11 protein-coding genes are annotated in these 15,001 nt (G+C 34.7%); 9 read left to right on the forward strand and 2 right to left on the reverse strand.

Features of this window, described 5'->3' with window-relative positions:
• The first annotated feature begins 16 nt into the window (after positions 1-16).
• The 8 genes from HMPREF9144_RS03050 (at position 17) to HMPREF9144_RS03095 (ending at position 11,314) form a co-directional block, all read left to right on the forward strand.
• Positions 17-1,450, forward strand: coding sequence for a peptidylprolyl isomerase (locus HMPREF9144_RS03050; RefSeq protein ID WP_006044390.1), 1,434 nt, complete (start codon positions 17-19; stop codon positions 1,448-1,450).
• Positions 1,447-3,390, forward strand: coding sequence for an OstA-like protein (locus HMPREF9144_RS03055; protein WP_006044391.1), 1,944 nt, complete (start codon positions 1,447-1,449; stop codon positions 3,388-3,390). The genes HMPREF9144_RS03050 and HMPREF9144_RS03055 overlap by 4 nt, the downstream gene beginning before the upstream one ends.
• A gap of 17 nt (positions 3,391-3,407) precedes the next feature.
• Positions 3,408-3,680: a hypothetical protein gene (locus HMPREF9144_RS03060; protein WP_006044392.1), complete on the forward strand. Its 273-nt coding sequence runs from the start codon at positions 3,408-3,410 to the stop codon at positions 3,678-3,680.
• A 7-nt stretch (positions 3,681-3,687) separates the two neighbouring features.
• Positions 3,688-5,514, forward strand: a complete 1,827-nt coding sequence (mutL, locus tag HMPREF9144_RS03065; protein ID WP_006044393.1) for a DNA mismatch repair endonuclease MutL — start codon at positions 3,688-3,690, stop codon at positions 5,512-5,514.
• An 894-nt stretch (positions 5,515-6,408) separates the two neighbouring features.
• Positions 6,409-7,149, forward strand: a complete 741-nt coding sequence (locus HMPREF9144_RS03070; protein ID WP_006044396.1) for an RHS repeat-associated core domain-containing protein — start codon at positions 6,409-6,411, stop codon at positions 7,147-7,149.
• Positions 7,150-7,167: 18 nt separating this feature from the next.
• Positions 7,168-7,608 (forward strand): hypothetical protein, encoded by a 441-nt coding sequence (locus tag HMPREF9144_RS03075; protein ID WP_112316999.1) that lies wholly within the window; start codon positions 7,168-7,170, stop codon positions 7,606-7,608.
• Between the two features lie 1,666 nt (positions 7,609-9,274).
• Entirely contained in the window at positions 9,275-10,435 is a 1,161-nt protein-coding gene (locus HMPREF9144_RS03090) for an OmpA family protein (protein ID WP_006044400.1), read from the forward strand.
• 177 nt (positions 10,436-10,612) lie between these two features.
• A complete protein-coding gene (locus tag HMPREF9144_RS03095; protein ID WP_006044401.1) occupies positions 10,613-11,314 on the forward strand; it encodes a DUF6630 family protein in 702 nt (233 codons plus the stop codon).
• Positions 11,315-11,472: 158 nt separating this feature from the next.
• Here HMPREF9144_RS03095 and ettA read toward each other — a convergent pair whose 3' ends face one another.
• Together ettA and lptB are read right to left on the reverse strand one after the other, a co-directional pair.
• On the reverse strand, positions 11,473-13,170 hold the full coding sequence (gene ettA, locus HMPREF9144_RS03100) for an energy-dependent translational throttle protein EttA (protein WP_006044402.1): 1,698 nt from the start codon (positions 13,168-13,170) through the stop codon (positions 11,473-11,475).
• A 100-nt stretch (positions 13,171-13,270) separates the two neighbouring features.
• Positions 13,271-14,110 carry an LPS export ABC transporter ATP-binding protein gene (gene lptB, locus HMPREF9144_RS03105; RefSeq protein WP_006044403.1) on the reverse strand — a complete coding sequence of 280 codons (840 nt, stop codon included), beginning with the start codon at positions 14,108-14,110 and terminating at the stop codon, positions 13,271-13,273.
• Between the two features lie 139 nt (positions 14,111-14,249).
• On the opposite strand from lptB, the gene HMPREF9144_RS03110 reads away from it, so the two are divergent.
• A complete protein-coding gene (locus HMPREF9144_RS03110) occupies positions 14,250-14,996 on the forward strand; it encodes an MlaE family ABC transporter permease (RefSeq protein WP_006044404.1) in 747 nt (248 codons plus the stop codon).
• Positions 14,997-15,001: the final 5 nt, after the last annotated feature.

Below are 15,001 nucleotides of genomic sequence, written 5' to 3' on the forward strand. Positions count from 1 at the left end.
TATAGAATAGCAGCTTATGAATTTAAAGAAATATTGTGTTATATTTATTTTTGTTGGAACAGTCCTCACAATGATGGGTGTTCCAGCAAAAATGCTTTCTATTTCCAAACCTCTTTTAGGAAACGATTCGGCAAATGTAGATAAAGAGAACCCCGGAAGTGTTGTCGATGAGGTATTATGGGTTGTAGGCGATGAACCAATTCTTAAATCTGATTTAGAAATTATGCGATTGCAAAGCGAAGCAGATGGTAAGAAATGGAAGAAAAATCCTAATTGTGAAATATTAGAACAGCTTGCTGTACAAAAACTTTTTTTGCATCAAGCAGCATTAGATAGTATTTCTGTTACAGAAGCAGAGGTAATGCAGAGTGTAGAACAACAAATTAATGCATGGATTTCTTTTCCTCAAATAGGTTCAAAAGAGAAGTTAGAGGAATATCAACACAAAAGTATAGCGCAAATACGACAAGACTTACACGATGATTTCAAAAATCGTTTGTTGATAGAACGAATGCAAGAGAAACTAGTTGGCGATGTTAAAGTTTCTCCAGCCGAAGTTCGTGAATACTTTAAAAAATTACCAACAGATAGTATCCCATTGATACCAACAAATGTAGAGGTGCAAATATTGACTCAAACTCCTAAGATTGAACCAGAAGAAATAGAAAGAATAAAAGACCAACTTCGTAATTATACAGACCGAGTTACGAAAGGAGAAACTTCTTTCGAGACCCTTGCACGTTTGTATTCTGAAGATACAGAATCTGCACGTAGAGGAGGAGAATTAGGATATATGGGACGTGGAATGTTAGATCCTACATTTGCTGCAGCTGCTTTTAATTTGACAGACCCTAAAAAGATTTCTAAAATAGTAGAAAGCGAATTTGGATACCATATTATACAATTAATAGACCGACGTGGTGATAAAATAAACTGTCGTCATATATTGTTAAAACCAAAGGTTTCGGATGCTGCAATAAATGCGGCAATGCATCGTTTAGATTCTATTTCTAATGATATTAAGGCAGGGAAATTTACTTTCGATGATGCTACATCATATTTATCTGACGATAAAGATACAAAGAATAATCATGGACTTATGATGAATGTTCGAGGAGCAACACGTACATCGCACTTTGCAATGAAAGAATTGCCTTCTGAAGTAGCACATATTGTAGACACAATGAAAGTTGGCGAGATATCAGCTCCTTTTACAATGAAAAATTCGAGAGAGCAAGAAGTGTGTGCCATTATTAAACTGAAAAGTAGAATTGACGAACATCGTGCAACAATTACTGAAGACTTACAGCCTATGAAAGATATTGTTGTAGCAAAGAAACGTCAAGAAGTTATCCGTAATTGGATAGAGAAGAAGATAAAAGAAACATACGTAAAGATGGCTCCTGAATATCGAGATTGCGATTTCGAATATGAAGGTTGGGTTAGATGATTATAGATAAAAACAGACAAACAAAATATTTCTACGGGCATAGAATCTTCATTTATTTGATTCTATGCCTATTTGGATTAAGCTCATCGCTTTCTGTTTTTGCTCAAAAAGAGAAGCAAAAGCAAAAATCGAAGGTTTATATTGACCATGCCGACATTTTACGCTATAACCAAATGGAAATGCCAAATGTTCAAGTTGTAAAGGGCAATGTAAAATTTAGGCATAAAGATATGACTTTGCTTTGCGATAGTGCTTATATTAACGACCAACAAAATACATTTCAAGCATTTGGACATGTAAACTTTAAACGCAAAGATGGAACACACTTAACTTGTCAGCGAGCTTTTTACGATGGTTTTCAACAAACATTAAGAGCACGTGGAAAAGTTGTTGTGCGCCAACCTTTCAAATCTTTAAAATGCGATAGTTTAGATTACAATATGGCATCGAATGTTGCAAATTATTTTGGTGGACGTGGAATATTAATTTATGGTGGAAATGTAATTGCAGCCGATCAAGGCGATTACAATACAGAAACACACGATGCTAATTTCTATGGTAATGTTGTAATTCGTACACCAAAATACAATATTAATACGCCAACTGCACACGGAAATACCGAAACGGGAATAATGAATGTTGTTGGAAAATCGGTAATTAGAACTAAACGAGGCGAAATTGTTCATACGGAAGATGGAACATATAATAGTAAAACCGATAATATGCAACTGAATGGCTTCTCTACTATTAAGTCTCCACAACGCGATATAGAAGGAAACGAAATAACTTATAATAGTATTACTGGCGATGCAACTGGTCATGGTAACGTAAAGATAAACGATAAAGTAAACAAACGTACTATGATGGGCGAAGACATTGTTTATAATAGTAAGAGTGGACATACAGAAGGACATGGAAAAGTTAAAATTATAGACCATAAAGAAAAACGTACCATAACTGGCGAAGAGGTTATTTATAATGCAAATACTGGACATAGCGAGGGACATGGCAATGTTAAAATTGTTGATGAACTTAAGCAACGTACCATAACTGGCGATAATCTTTTATATAATAGTAAGACTCATGTTGGAGAAGGTAAAGGTAATGTAGATTATATTGACTATAAAAGTAAACACGCTTTTAAAGGCGATTATATTCATTATACCGATACAGCTGCCATTGCATACGGTGGAAAACCAGGTCCAGTTGCCAAAGATTTTTCAAAAGGTAACGACACTTTGTTTGTACATGCCGATACTATTACGATGAAGGCTTTTAATTTTAACACGCCACAAGTTTATCGTAAAATTTTTGGTATTGATAATGTACGTGCTTATCGTACAGATGTTCAAGCTGTGTGTGGTTTATTCATAGCTAACACAAAAGATTCTTGCTTGGTTATGTATCAAGAACCTATTGTTTGGAGCGACAATAGGCAACTTCTCGGCGATTCTATCAAAGTTTTTATGAACGATTCCACCATTCGTGAAGCACATATTTTTGGAAACGCATTATCAATAGAACAACTTAAAGATAAAGAACATTATAATCAGATAGCTTCTAAAACAATGCATGCACAGTTCTTAGATGGTAAAATGCGAACTGCGCAAGCTGTCAGCAATGTTCTTACCGTTTATTATCCTATAGAAGAGAGGGATAGTTCTATTATAGGTTTAAATTATTTGGAAACCGACACAATGCGTATTTATATGTCGCCACAACAACAGTTAGAAAAAATTTGGACAAACAAATTTACTTCTACCTTATATCCTATTACGCAAATACCTCCCGACAAAGTATTTCTCCCTAATTTTCATTGGTACGAAACGGTACGACCAAAAGATAAATTCGATATATTCAGGAAAGTGGCACGAAAAGACGATTCTGATATTCGTCCTTCCGAAGTAGCTGCTCCTCCACGTCAAAAGTTTAGCAACTAATTGTAGATTTCTAACTTATGATATTCTTTAATTTACCAAAACCACGACGATTCCATCATGAATATATCTATTTTGATGAAAGAAAAGAACGTCTAAAAAAATTGGAAGAGAAATTAAAGGGAAAAAAGGAGGGGGAGTTAGAAGTAGATGCAAACGAAAAAGAATATTGTTTCGATTTTCGTAGTAACCGAAATACAAATAGAAAGATAAATAGTTTGCAGCTATCGTTCTTTGGGGCTATCATTTTTGTTATAATCTTAGCAGTTCTACTGATTATCTATCTTAAATAAAAAGAGAATGAGTGATATTATACAGCTTTTACCAGACAGTGTTGCAAATCAAATTGCTGCAGGAGAAGTAATACAACGTCCAGCTTCGGTAGTAAAAGAGTTAATAGAGAATGCTGTTGATGCAGAAGCAAAAACTATAAATGTTGTAATTATAGATGCTGGGCGCACTTTAATACAAGTTATAGATGATGGAAAGGGAATGTCTGAAACAGATGCTCGTCTTTCTTTTGAACGCCATGCCACTTCTAAAATAAGAAAAGCCGACGATTTATTTGCATTATCAACAATGGGTTTTCGTGGCGAAGCTTTAGCATCTATTGCTGCTGTTGCTCGTGTAGAATTAAAGACACGTCAAGAAAAAGATGAGATAGGTACTTCGCTAATTATCTCTGGAAGCAAATTTGAAAATCAAGAAGTTTGTACTTGTCCGGTAGGAAGCAATTTTAAGATAGAAAATCTCTTTTATAATGTTCCTGCACGACGAAAGTTTCTGAAATCGAATACCACAGAACTGAATAATATTATTTCGGCATTCGAACGTATTGTTCTTGTTTATCCTAATATTTCTTTCACTTTACATTCTAATGGAGTTGAAGTTTTTTCGCTCAAAGCTTGCAATTTGCGCCAACGCATAGTAGATGTTTTTGGTAAGCGCATTAATCAAAACCTACTTCCTATAGATGTCGAAACTACTTTGTGTCGTATTTATGGCTTTGTGGGTAAACCAGAATCGGCAAAGAAACGTGGTGCTTTGCAATATTTCTTTGTGAACAATCGCTACATGAAACACCCCTATTTTAATAAAGCTGTAGTAAATGCCTACGAACGGCTGATTCCATTTGGCGAACAAGTTCCTTATTTTCTTTATTTTGAAGTACCTGCCGAAAATATAGATGTGAACATTCACCCTACGAAAACAGAAATTAAGTTTGAAAACGAACAAGCTATTTGGCAAATTCTAATGGCATCTGTAAAAGAAGCTGTAGGAAAATTCAACGATATTCCATCTATAGATTTCGATACCGAAGGAAAACCAGACATTCCTGTCTTTAATCCTTCTGCAAACATTAATGCTCCATCTGTAGGTTTCAATCCCACTTACAATCCTTTTAAAGAAACTAAGAAAAACAATTCTTCTACAGCTCAATGGGAAGAACTTTACAAAGAACTAAATGTAGGATCTGAAGAAATGCCATCTGCATTAAGTTCTACCGATGAACAAACTTTATTTAAACCAGACGAATTTGATAATACACATATTGAAGACGAACGTTCGCCTATACATTATCAATATAAAGGGTGTTACATTATAACTACTGTAAAATCGGGACTAATGATAATAGACCAATATCGTGCACATGTGCGTATTTTGTACGAACAATATCTGAAACAGTTAGACGAACATACTGCGCACACACAAAAATTGCTGTTCCCAGAAATTGTAAACCTGCCATCTAACAACGAAGTTATGTTGCAAAATATACTTCTCGAAATGGAAACTATGGGTTTTGAACTTAGCAATATGGGTAGCGGAAGCTATGCTGTAAATGGTATTCCCACAGGAATAGAAGGACTAAATGTGCCTATGCTTGTGAACGAAATGGTTACTTCTACTATAGAAGGAGAAAGTTCTGTGAAACAAGATATCGATAAAAAATTAGCATTAAGTCTTGCACAAAATGCAGCTATTCCACACGGACAGGTATTAAGCAACGAAGAAATGGAGAATATTGTAAACCAGTTGTTTGTATGCACCAATGTTAATTATACACCGAATGGAAAACCCATTCTAACAATTTTAAAACAAGCTGATATCGAAAGAATGTTTCAATAAACCGAACATATATTTTGCGTAACATAGTGGTTACTTTCCACTATGCATATACTCCGCTTTTTCTTACTTTTATAGAACAATAAACCCATAAAAGCAAAAAAATATTCTTTTCTATTCTCTAAAACACCCATTAAAACCATTTTTTTTATTTTCTTTGTTGGTTATGTTTTTTTAATATTATACCTTTGTAATATTAAAATCAATTTAACAAACAATCGTTATATGCAAAAAAGTTTTTTATTATGCGCTAATAAAATATGTACGCATTATAATTTAACGGAGATAATTATATGCTCAATGGTACATATCTTTTAGAAAATGGGACGAATCGACAAATTTTTGTTTTCTGAGGGCTATGTAAAAGCATACTAACGATTTCTTTTGGTAGTTTAAAAGCCTTATTACGACTCTACAAATACAATGAAAGAATTTGATAGAATGCACGATTTAAATGCCTATATATGCTGAACAATTTCACAATTACTTAGAAACTACATTCCATTAATAATGTATTTAATAGACTTATTATTATACTTGTGTTATATAATTAGCTCTAAAGCTTCTTGGTGGAAAAATACTCCTATATCTGGTGTAAGTTCAATATTATCAGTTCCTGTAACAATATTTGTTCTCGGATTCTTTAATATGGGGAGTTTGAGTTTTATTATATACATTTTAGTTTACGTTTTGTTGTCTTTTTTGGTAAAAAAACGAATCCCAATGGCTTTGAAACGATTTGATAACAATGAATCTCTAAATAAATGGCGAGTTCAAGCTATATTATTCATCGTTATGAATCTATCTCTTGTAATAATAGTTTATTTATTTTATTTATGGCGTGAAAGAGTATAATAATTTAGCTTTCCAAACATTCACTACAAGCTTACAATTATTATGAAATATAATGGAAAAGAATTTGATAGAATGCATGGTTTAAATACTTACGATTATGGAGCACGGCAATATAGTCCAGCTCTTCCTTCGTGGGATAGAATAGATCCTTTGGCAGAGGAATATTATAGCGTTAGTCCTTATGCTTATTGTAATAATAATCCGATAAGATTTATTGATCCAGATGGAAGAAAACTTCTATTTGCATCAGGCACAACGGAGGCATTTAAACAAAAATTTCGTGCAGCTATTATGTATTTACATGAACATAACGCAGATGGCATCATAGCCCAGATAGATAAGAGTTCTACAATTATTTATATTACAGAAAGAGTTGGAGAACCCTCTGCTTTCAGCGAGACGAAAAAAACTATTTATTGGGATCCTAATATGGGAGTGCTTACAAGTTCTGACAAAAAGATGTCACCTACGGCTGTATTAAACCATGAAGCGGATCATACACTTCAATATCTCAAAAATCCTGATAAATATGCACAAGACTTTAAAACTTTTGATCCCGATTATGATAATAAAGAGGAAATGAGAGTTATAACAGGATCTGAACAGAAAACAGCTTTAGCACTTGATGAAATCAGTGCAGGAGAGGTTACACGTACAGACCACTACGGCATCCCATATATAACTAAATCGCCAACTACGACAGAAGCAAAAGATGGAAAAATGCCAAAGAATCCATTTATAATGGATGAAATAGTTATATCTGCACCCAAATCTAAAATGTAAATCCAAATAATGACAATAATGAGACAGATAACAAATAGTATTAAATGTTTGATAGTTTTTGGTATATGGTTACTTGGTTTTAATGCATTGAGTGCTTGTAATATCAAGCTCAAAATTGTTTACACCCAAGCTGACCTAACAACAATTTTTAGTATTACCCCAGAGTTTTTTGACAAGGGATTTGTCAGTCATTCGCTTGATAGTGTAATCGTGGCGTCAGATATGGAAATTTCCAAATTCTTCGACACCATAAAATCTCTTAAAAAAACAAGTGAAATACGCCCTTCTATAAATGTTCGTGCAAAAATTATATTCTATTTGAACGAACAAATCTTGGATACATTTTATTTAGGAATGTTTTATATATACTATCGGAATGAAATATACGAAGTAAACGAAGAATTCAGAAATATGATTAATGCTATAATAAAAAAAAGTGGAAAGTTGCCTATGTATTGATAAAAAACGTTATGCCCCAGCACCCATATAAGGGTAATGGGTAATACCCTTATAAGGGTGTTCATCATTACCCTTATATGGGTATTAAAAGCCGTGAGCAATAAACAGGAAAGAACGACGTAAAACAGTTGATAAACATTATCAATTGTAAGTTATGACAGAATTGAATGCAAAGAAAATAATAATACCAATGCCATCAGGACTGACAATTTAATTAGTCGTCCCTTAAAAACTATTTTTCAGTATAAAGTTTATACTGACAAGCTCTATGCTGAAATATAGTTTTTAAGGGACGACTACGTAGTGTATCGGTTTTATAGAAAACGAAGTACTGAAGACCGGGACATTTGCTTACTCTATGCATGTTGCTTGAACTTAACTTTCTTCATTGGATTAATATTGGGGGTTGCACACTTCCTTTGTAAATTACTTGAGATTCAAAATATTATCAATAAGCCTTTTATTTGGTCTTATTCAATTATTTCTCTTATATTTGAGTATCTTATATTCTTTCGGAAAGACAGATACCTTAAAATATTTGCCGAGTATGAGAAACAAATAGATACTCCTGCAATGAAACGAAAGATGAAAAATGCCAAGATATTTAACTATAGTATTTTCATAGTAGACATTATTATGCTTTTTATAGCCGATTATCTTAATCATCATGGCGGATAGCATTATGTTTAAATATAATATAACGTGATTTCGTTGAATTCACGTTATATTATTGTCATCTTTCAATATACTGTGCACAGATATTTCTTAGGAAAATATGTAATGGAAGAATTAAATATAGATTTTTGGACCAAATGATAGACTTTTATTTTATGATACACTACGTAGTGTATCGGTTTTATAGAAAGCGAAGTACTTACGATAGAGACACTTGCTTATTCTATACCTGTAGCTTGAACATACTTCTTTCAGGATCATTAATGATTCTGGGCGAATGGTTATTAGACATATTACTTGGATATCAATCAATTATTAATAAGCCAGTTATTTGGTCTTATTCAATTATTTCTCTTATATTTGAGTATCTTGTATTCTTTCGGAAAGATAGATACCTTAAAATCTTTACCGAGTATGAGAAGCAAATAGATACTCCTGCAATGAAACGAAAGATGAAAAATGCCAAGATATTTAACTATAGTATTTTTATTTTAGAAGTTATTCTACTGTTTATACTTGATTATCTTAATCATCATGGCGGATAGCACTATGTTTAAATATAGTGTAAGGGGAACAAACAAAATATATACTTAAAATGCCTTTCTGTTAATATATATATTAGGTGTAGGAACAATAAATAACAATGATATTGTGATGTGTTCAGATCCATTAGTTGTTACACCCCAAACAAATATTTATTAATATTCAGCAAAAAAATAATTAAAAAAAATATTTTGTAATTACGAATTATTTTTTTCTTATTAAAAAACTCTCCTATTATTTTTTTGCTTTCGAAATGCAGAACATATATATATGTTTTATATCAAGTTGTAATGCCGTATAAATTAAAAATATTTCATAAAACAGTATTTTTCTCTGTTTTAATGTTGTTTATTAAAAAAATATATTTAATTTTGCACTTGAATTCGAGATATACAACTTACTAATTACAAAATTAAGCATAAAATTGATTGTATAATAAATAAAGATTATGAGAAAAATTTTAATGGTATTGGCATTTACTAGCTTATCAGTAGCTGGTTTTGCACAAGACGAAGTGCCTACAAAAAAGTATAGCGTTGCTACAAATTCTTTTTGGAGCAATTGGTTTCTTCAAGTAGGTGCAGATTGGAATGCATGGTATTCTGGTCAGGAACATGGTGCTGATTTAAAAAGAAATCCATTTAAGGACTTTCGTTCAAACCCAGGTGCAGCTGTAGCTATTGGAAAATGGTTCACTCCTGGACTTGGTCTTCGTATTAAAGCACAAGGTATTTGGGGTAAACGTGTAGGTAATACAGATGTTCACACTTCAACTGTAGACAATGGTAACAAATATTGGATTGCACAAGGTCAGGCAATGTTTAATCTTACCAATATGTTCTTAGGTTATAGCGAAAATCGTCTTGTAGATATTATTCCTTTTGTAGGTGCAGGCGTTGGTCGTACAATGAGTCATAACTTATATGCAACAGGACTTAGTGCAGGTGTTCAGGCATCTTTCCGTTTAAGTAAGCTTATGCGTCTGTATGCTGAAGCAGGTTGGAACCGTTACGAAGGTGATCTTGACGGATATGACCAATATTATGGCAACCGTGGTTGGGATTCACACGACAACAACCTTTATGTAGAATTAGGTTTACAATTCAATCTTGGAAAATCTGGTTGGGAAAAGACTCCAGATGTTGATGCTCTTAACGCACAACACCAATCAGCTCTTGATGCTTTAAATGCTCGTTTACGCGATGCTGAGGCTGAAAATGCTCGTTTACGCGATGCACTTGCAAATCAAAAACCAGTAGAAACAGTAAGTCAGTCAGTAAAAGAACTTATTTCTACTCCAATTTCAGTATTCTTCAACCTCGATAAGACAAATATCGCTTCACAGAAGGATCTTGTAAATGTACGCGCACTTGCTAAATATGCAGTAGACAACAATAATAACCTTCTTGTTACAGGTTATGCTGATAGTGCAACAGGTTCTGCAAAGCACAATCAATGGTTGTCTGAAGAACGTGCAAAGACTTTAGCAGGCGAACTTGTTAAGATGGGTGTAGAATCTAGCAAAATCTCTCAAGTTGGTAAGGGTGGTGTAGATACATTGACACCAATTTCTTTCAACCGTCGTGCAACTGTTCAGGTTACAGACTAATTAGAATCTACATAAATATAAAAAATAGGTCATATTGAAAAATATGACCTATTTTGTTTTTATTAGAGATAAAAAACAAGATTATAGACTTTTATTTCTTTGCTAAAATAATTAATACCTACCTTTGTTTCTGTAAACAAGTGAAACAAATAAAACACAAATATAAAAAACGGATATATGAAAGATAAACTAATTAGCGGTTGCTTTAGTGTTGCTATTGTTATAATTTTCATAGTAATGCTATTGTCTGCCATTAGTATGATAAAAAACGGTGCATACATAAAAGGAGGCTTTTTATTGTTTGCGGTATTACTAGTTGTTATTCCTGTATTGATAGGTTTGTTTTCAAAATCAAAGAAAAACGCAGATAAAGAACAACATATACCCCAAATTCCAGTTCCTACTACTAATGATAAACTTATAGAGCTGGTGAAATGTGTTACAAACAATAATGCAGAAATGGTGGGAAATGTTCTTAATATGATTAAAGACCCTGAAGGATTTTGCAAAACAGAAATAGAAAACAATCCAGAACAGCCTTACGATTATAACGATTATCTGTTAGATTTGCACCGAGAGACCAATATTGCCTTATTGCACATCGTAACACTCTATGCACTTGGCAATGCTAAATTTGTAGTTAATTTTGATTGGAAAGACGATTTGGAAACGTTTTTGTATGGAATACGCAACCTAAAATGCTTTAAAGAAAATAATCTTCCTATAGACGAAGCAGCTTTATCTACATTAAACGATATTCCACAACAATGCTTCTATCTAAACGAGCAATGGAAATCTATTGGATTTCAAACAGTGTTTATTGATACAAATAGCGATGAATATTGGGTGACAATAGTGCCATTGTCGGAAAAAATATAATCAGGCTATAACAATGTAAGCATTAAATGAAAATGTTACGGGACTAATCCACCCATTTAGGATTAATTTTCTAATTAAGCAAGAAAACAAAAATAGGAGGCAAACACATACAATATAATGTTAGTCTCCTATTTTTTCACAGCTAATACGAAAATCTATTAGTCTTCCATTAATTTGCGGTAGCGGCCTTTCTTTATTTCTTCGTTTCCAAGGCGACGTGCCTTGTTAATTTCGTATTCAGAGTAAGTTCCCTCGAAGAAGAACACTTCGCCATTGCCTTCGAAAGCAAGAATATGCGTACAAATGCGGTCTAAGAACCAACGGTCGTGGCTGATTACAACCGCACAACCTGCAAAGTTTTCCAAACCTTCTTCCAATGCGCGCAGTGTATTCACGTCAATATCGTTGGTAGGTTCGTCGAGTAAGAGCACATTTCCTTCTTGTTTCAATGCCAAAGCCAGCTGCAAACGGTTGCGTTCGCCACCAGAAAGAACACCACAAAGTTTGCTTTGATCAGTTCCAGAGAAGTTAAAACGTGATATGTAAGCACGTGCATTAATATCTCGTCCACCCATTCTAATATTTTCGTTGCCTTGTGCAATAACATCGTAAACCGATTTGTTAGGGTCTATATCCTTGTGTTGTTGGTCTACGTATGCAAGTTTTACTGTTTCACCTACCTCGAAATTGCCATTGTCTGGAGTCTCCAAGCCCATAATAAGGCGGAAAAGAGTGGTTTTACCAGCACCATTCGGACCAATTACGCCCACAATGCCGTTAGGTGGAAGCATAAAATTTAGGTCGTTAAAGAGAACTTTTTCGCCAAAAGCTTTTTGTACGTGCTGTGCTTCGATAACCTTATTACCGAGACGTGGACCATTTGGTATAAATATTTCGAGCTTCTCTTCGCGATCTTTTTGCTCCTGATTAAGCATTTGTTCGTATGAATTTAGGCGAGCTTTGCCTTTTGCTTGGCGTGCTTTTGGAGCAAGACGAACCCATTCCAACTCGCGTTCAAGCGTTTTTCTACGTTTAGAAGCAGTTTTTTCTTCCTGTTCCATACGTTTTGTCTTCTGATCAAGCCATGAAGAGTAATTTCCTTTCCATGGAATACCTTCGCCACGGTCAAGTTCAAGAATCCATTCACTAACATCGTCAAGGAAATAACGGTCGTGAGTAACAGCAATAACAGTTCCTTCGTATTGTTGTAGGTGTTGTTCTAACCAATCTATACTTTCAGCGTCCAAATGGTTGGTAGGTTCGTCGAGCAATAACACGTCAGGTTTTTGCAATAATAGGCGACATAGAGCCACTCTGCGTCGTTCTCCACCAGAAAGATGAGTTACAGGAAGGTCGCCTGCAGGACAACGCAACGCAGCCATAGCACGTTCTAGCTTCGAATCCATATTCCAAGCGTCCGTTGCATCAATAATATCTTGCACTTCTGCTTGACGTTTCATTAGCTTATCCATTTTGTCTGGGTCGCTGTAGTATTCTTCCAAACCAAACTTTACGTTTATTTCGTCGTATTCACGAAGTGCATCGTAAACGTGTTGTACACCTTCTTGTACGTTTTCCTTTACGGTTTTCTCTTCGTTGAGAGGTGGATCCTGTGGTAAATAGCCTACGGAATAACCAGGACTGAATACAACTTCGCCCGATGTTGGCTGCTCAATGCCTGCAATAATCTTCATTAATGTAGACTTACCAGCACCATTTAAGCCGATGATACCTATTTTGGCACCATAGAAGAACGAGAGGTAAATGTTCTTCAGAATTTGTTTTTGATTTTGTGGAATAATCTTTGATACTCCCACCATTGAGAAGATAATCTTCTTGTCGTCTACTGTTGCCATGTATTTTTTATTGTTGTTGATTTGTTCTAAGTTGTGTTAGTGTTATTTATGGTATAGTATAAATTTGTAGCACTTATGTTTTATATAAAGGTAATAGACTTTACTCTCTGTTTAGTTCTTCTTCTGCCTCTTTTGCACGTTTGCGTTCGTCTAACAATTGGAAATCTTTCTTTTGCAGAACGAAATCAGTACCAAGATACTTTTCTTTCACGATTTTGTTAGCAGCCAATTCTTCTGGCGTACCTTTAAAAAGTATTTGTCCTTCAAATAGCAAATAGGCACGGTCGGTAATGTTTAGAGTTTCGTGCACATTATGGTCAGTAATGAGAATACCGATATTGCGGAATTTTAATCGCCAAACAATGTGTTGAATATCCTCCACTGCAATTGGGTCTACACCTGCAAATGGTTCGTCGAGCATTATGAACTTTGGATCTATTGCTAAGCAACGTGCAATTTCGCATCTGCGTCGTTCTCCTCCCGAAAGACGGTCGCCAAGATTCTTTCGTACCTTTTCTAAGCGAAACTCTTTAATAAGGCTTTCCATTTTCTCTATGCGCTGCTGTTTGGTGAGTTTTGTCATCTCCAACACACACATAATGTTATCTTCAACACTCATTTTCCTAAAAACACTTGCCTCTTGTGGCAGATAGCCAATACCTGCTTTAGCACGTTTATAAACAGGATATTTTGTTATTTCTAGGTCGTCAATGTAAACGTGTCCTTCGTTTGGAACCACCAAACCGGTTGTCATATAGAACGATGTTGTTTTGCCAGCACCATTTGGTCCTAACAGTCCAACAATTTCTCCTTGTCGCACATTGATACTTACTCCGTTTGCCACAGTACGTTTTCCGTATCGTTTAACAAGTCCTTCGGTACGAAGAACACTGTTTCTTTCGCTCTCGGGTTCAATGATTATGTTTTCTGTGTCGAGCATTTCTAATTTCGTTTCTATGTTGCAAAAGTAGTAAAATAAATGCTAATATCATTGATATTGCTTAAAACAATGACTTATATTGCAGTTTTTTAGCGGATTTTGGTTACTTTTGCACTCGCATACAATAAACATACAAACTATGCTTATATTTAATTGGCTTACAATTCTTGGTAGATACCTGCTCCTGATGGGACGCGCATTCAGTCGTCCTGAACGTTTCCGCATGTTTTTTAAACGCTATGTAAAAGAGATGTCGCAACTCGGTGTCGATTCTATTGGTATTGTTTTGCTTATATCTTTCTTTATCGGAGCTGTTATTTGCATACAGATAAAATTAAATGTTCAAAGTCCGTGGATGCCACTTTGGGTATCGGGTTATGTTACGCGTGAGATTATGTTGCTCGAATTCTCTTCGAGTATTATGTGTCTTATTCTTGCAGGAAAAGTTGGTTCGAACATTGCCTCAGAGTTAGGAACTATGCGTGTTACACAACAAATAGATGCTTTAGAGATTATGGGTATAAACTCGGCAAGCTATTTAATATTGCCTAAGATAGTAGGACTCATTACCATAATGCCTTTCTTAGTTATTTTTTCTGCTGCAATGGGTATTGTGGGAGCCTACGCAACTGCTTTCTTTGCGCATATTATAACTCCTGTAGATTTAACTTCGGGATTGCAGCACGACTTTAATCCATGGTTTATGTATATGAGTATAACCAAAAGTCTCTTCTTTGCTTTCATCATTGCAAGTGTCTCATCATTTTTTGGCTACACAGTGAAGGGTGGTTCGGTAGAGGTAGGCAAGTCTTCTACCAATGCCGTGGTTAGTTCCAGTGTGCTCATTCTATTTAGCGATGTATTTTTAACCCAGCTTCTTAGCTAATTGTT

Origin of the sequence: Prevotella pallens ATCC 700821 (genome assembly GCF_000220255.1) — a bacterium.
Taxonomy (GTDB): domain Bacteria; phylum Bacteroidota; class Bacteroidia; order Bacteroidales; family Bacteroidaceae; genus Prevotella; species Prevotella pallens.

Coding starts and splice junctions, on each gene's coding strand:
- HMPREF9144_RS03050 (WP_006044390.1), top strand. CDS start 17: ATGAATTTAAAGAAATATTGTGTTATATTTATTTTTGTTGGAACAGTC.
- HMPREF9144_RS03055 (WP_006044391.1), top strand. CDS start 1,447: ATGATTATAGATAAAAACAGACAAACAAAATATTTCTACGGGCATAGA.
- HMPREF9144_RS03060 (WP_006044392.1), top strand. CDS start 3,408: ATGATATTCTTTAATTTACCAAAACCACGACGATTCCATCATGAATAT.
- mutL (WP_006044393.1), top strand. CDS start 3,688: ATGAGTGATATTATACAGCTTTTACCAGACAGTGTTGCAAATCAAATT.
- HMPREF9144_RS03070 (WP_006044396.1), top strand. CDS start 6,409: ATGAAATATAATGGAAAAGAATTTGATAGAATGCATGGTTTAAATACT.
- HMPREF9144_RS03075 (WP_112316999.1), top strand. CDS start 7,168: ATGAGACAGATAACAAATAGTATTAAATGTTTGATAGTTTTTGGTATA.
- HMPREF9144_RS03090 (WP_006044400.1), top strand. CDS start 9,275: ATGAGAAAAATTTTAATGGTATTGGCATTTACTAGCTTATCAGTAGCT.
- HMPREF9144_RS03095 (WP_006044401.1), top strand. CDS start 10,613: ATGAAAGATAAACTAATTAGCGGTTGCTTTAGTGTTGCTATTGTTATA.
- ettA (WP_006044402.1), bottom strand. CDS start 13,170: ATGGCAACAGTAGACGACAAGAAGATTATCTTCTCAATGGTGGGAGTA.
- lptB (WP_006044403.1), bottom strand. CDS start 14,110: ATGCTCGACACAGAAAACATAATCATTGAACCCGAGAGCGAAAGAAAC.
- HMPREF9144_RS03110 (WP_006044404.1), top strand. CDS start 14,250: ATGCTTATATTTAATTGGCTTACAATTCTTGGTAGATACCTGCTCCTG.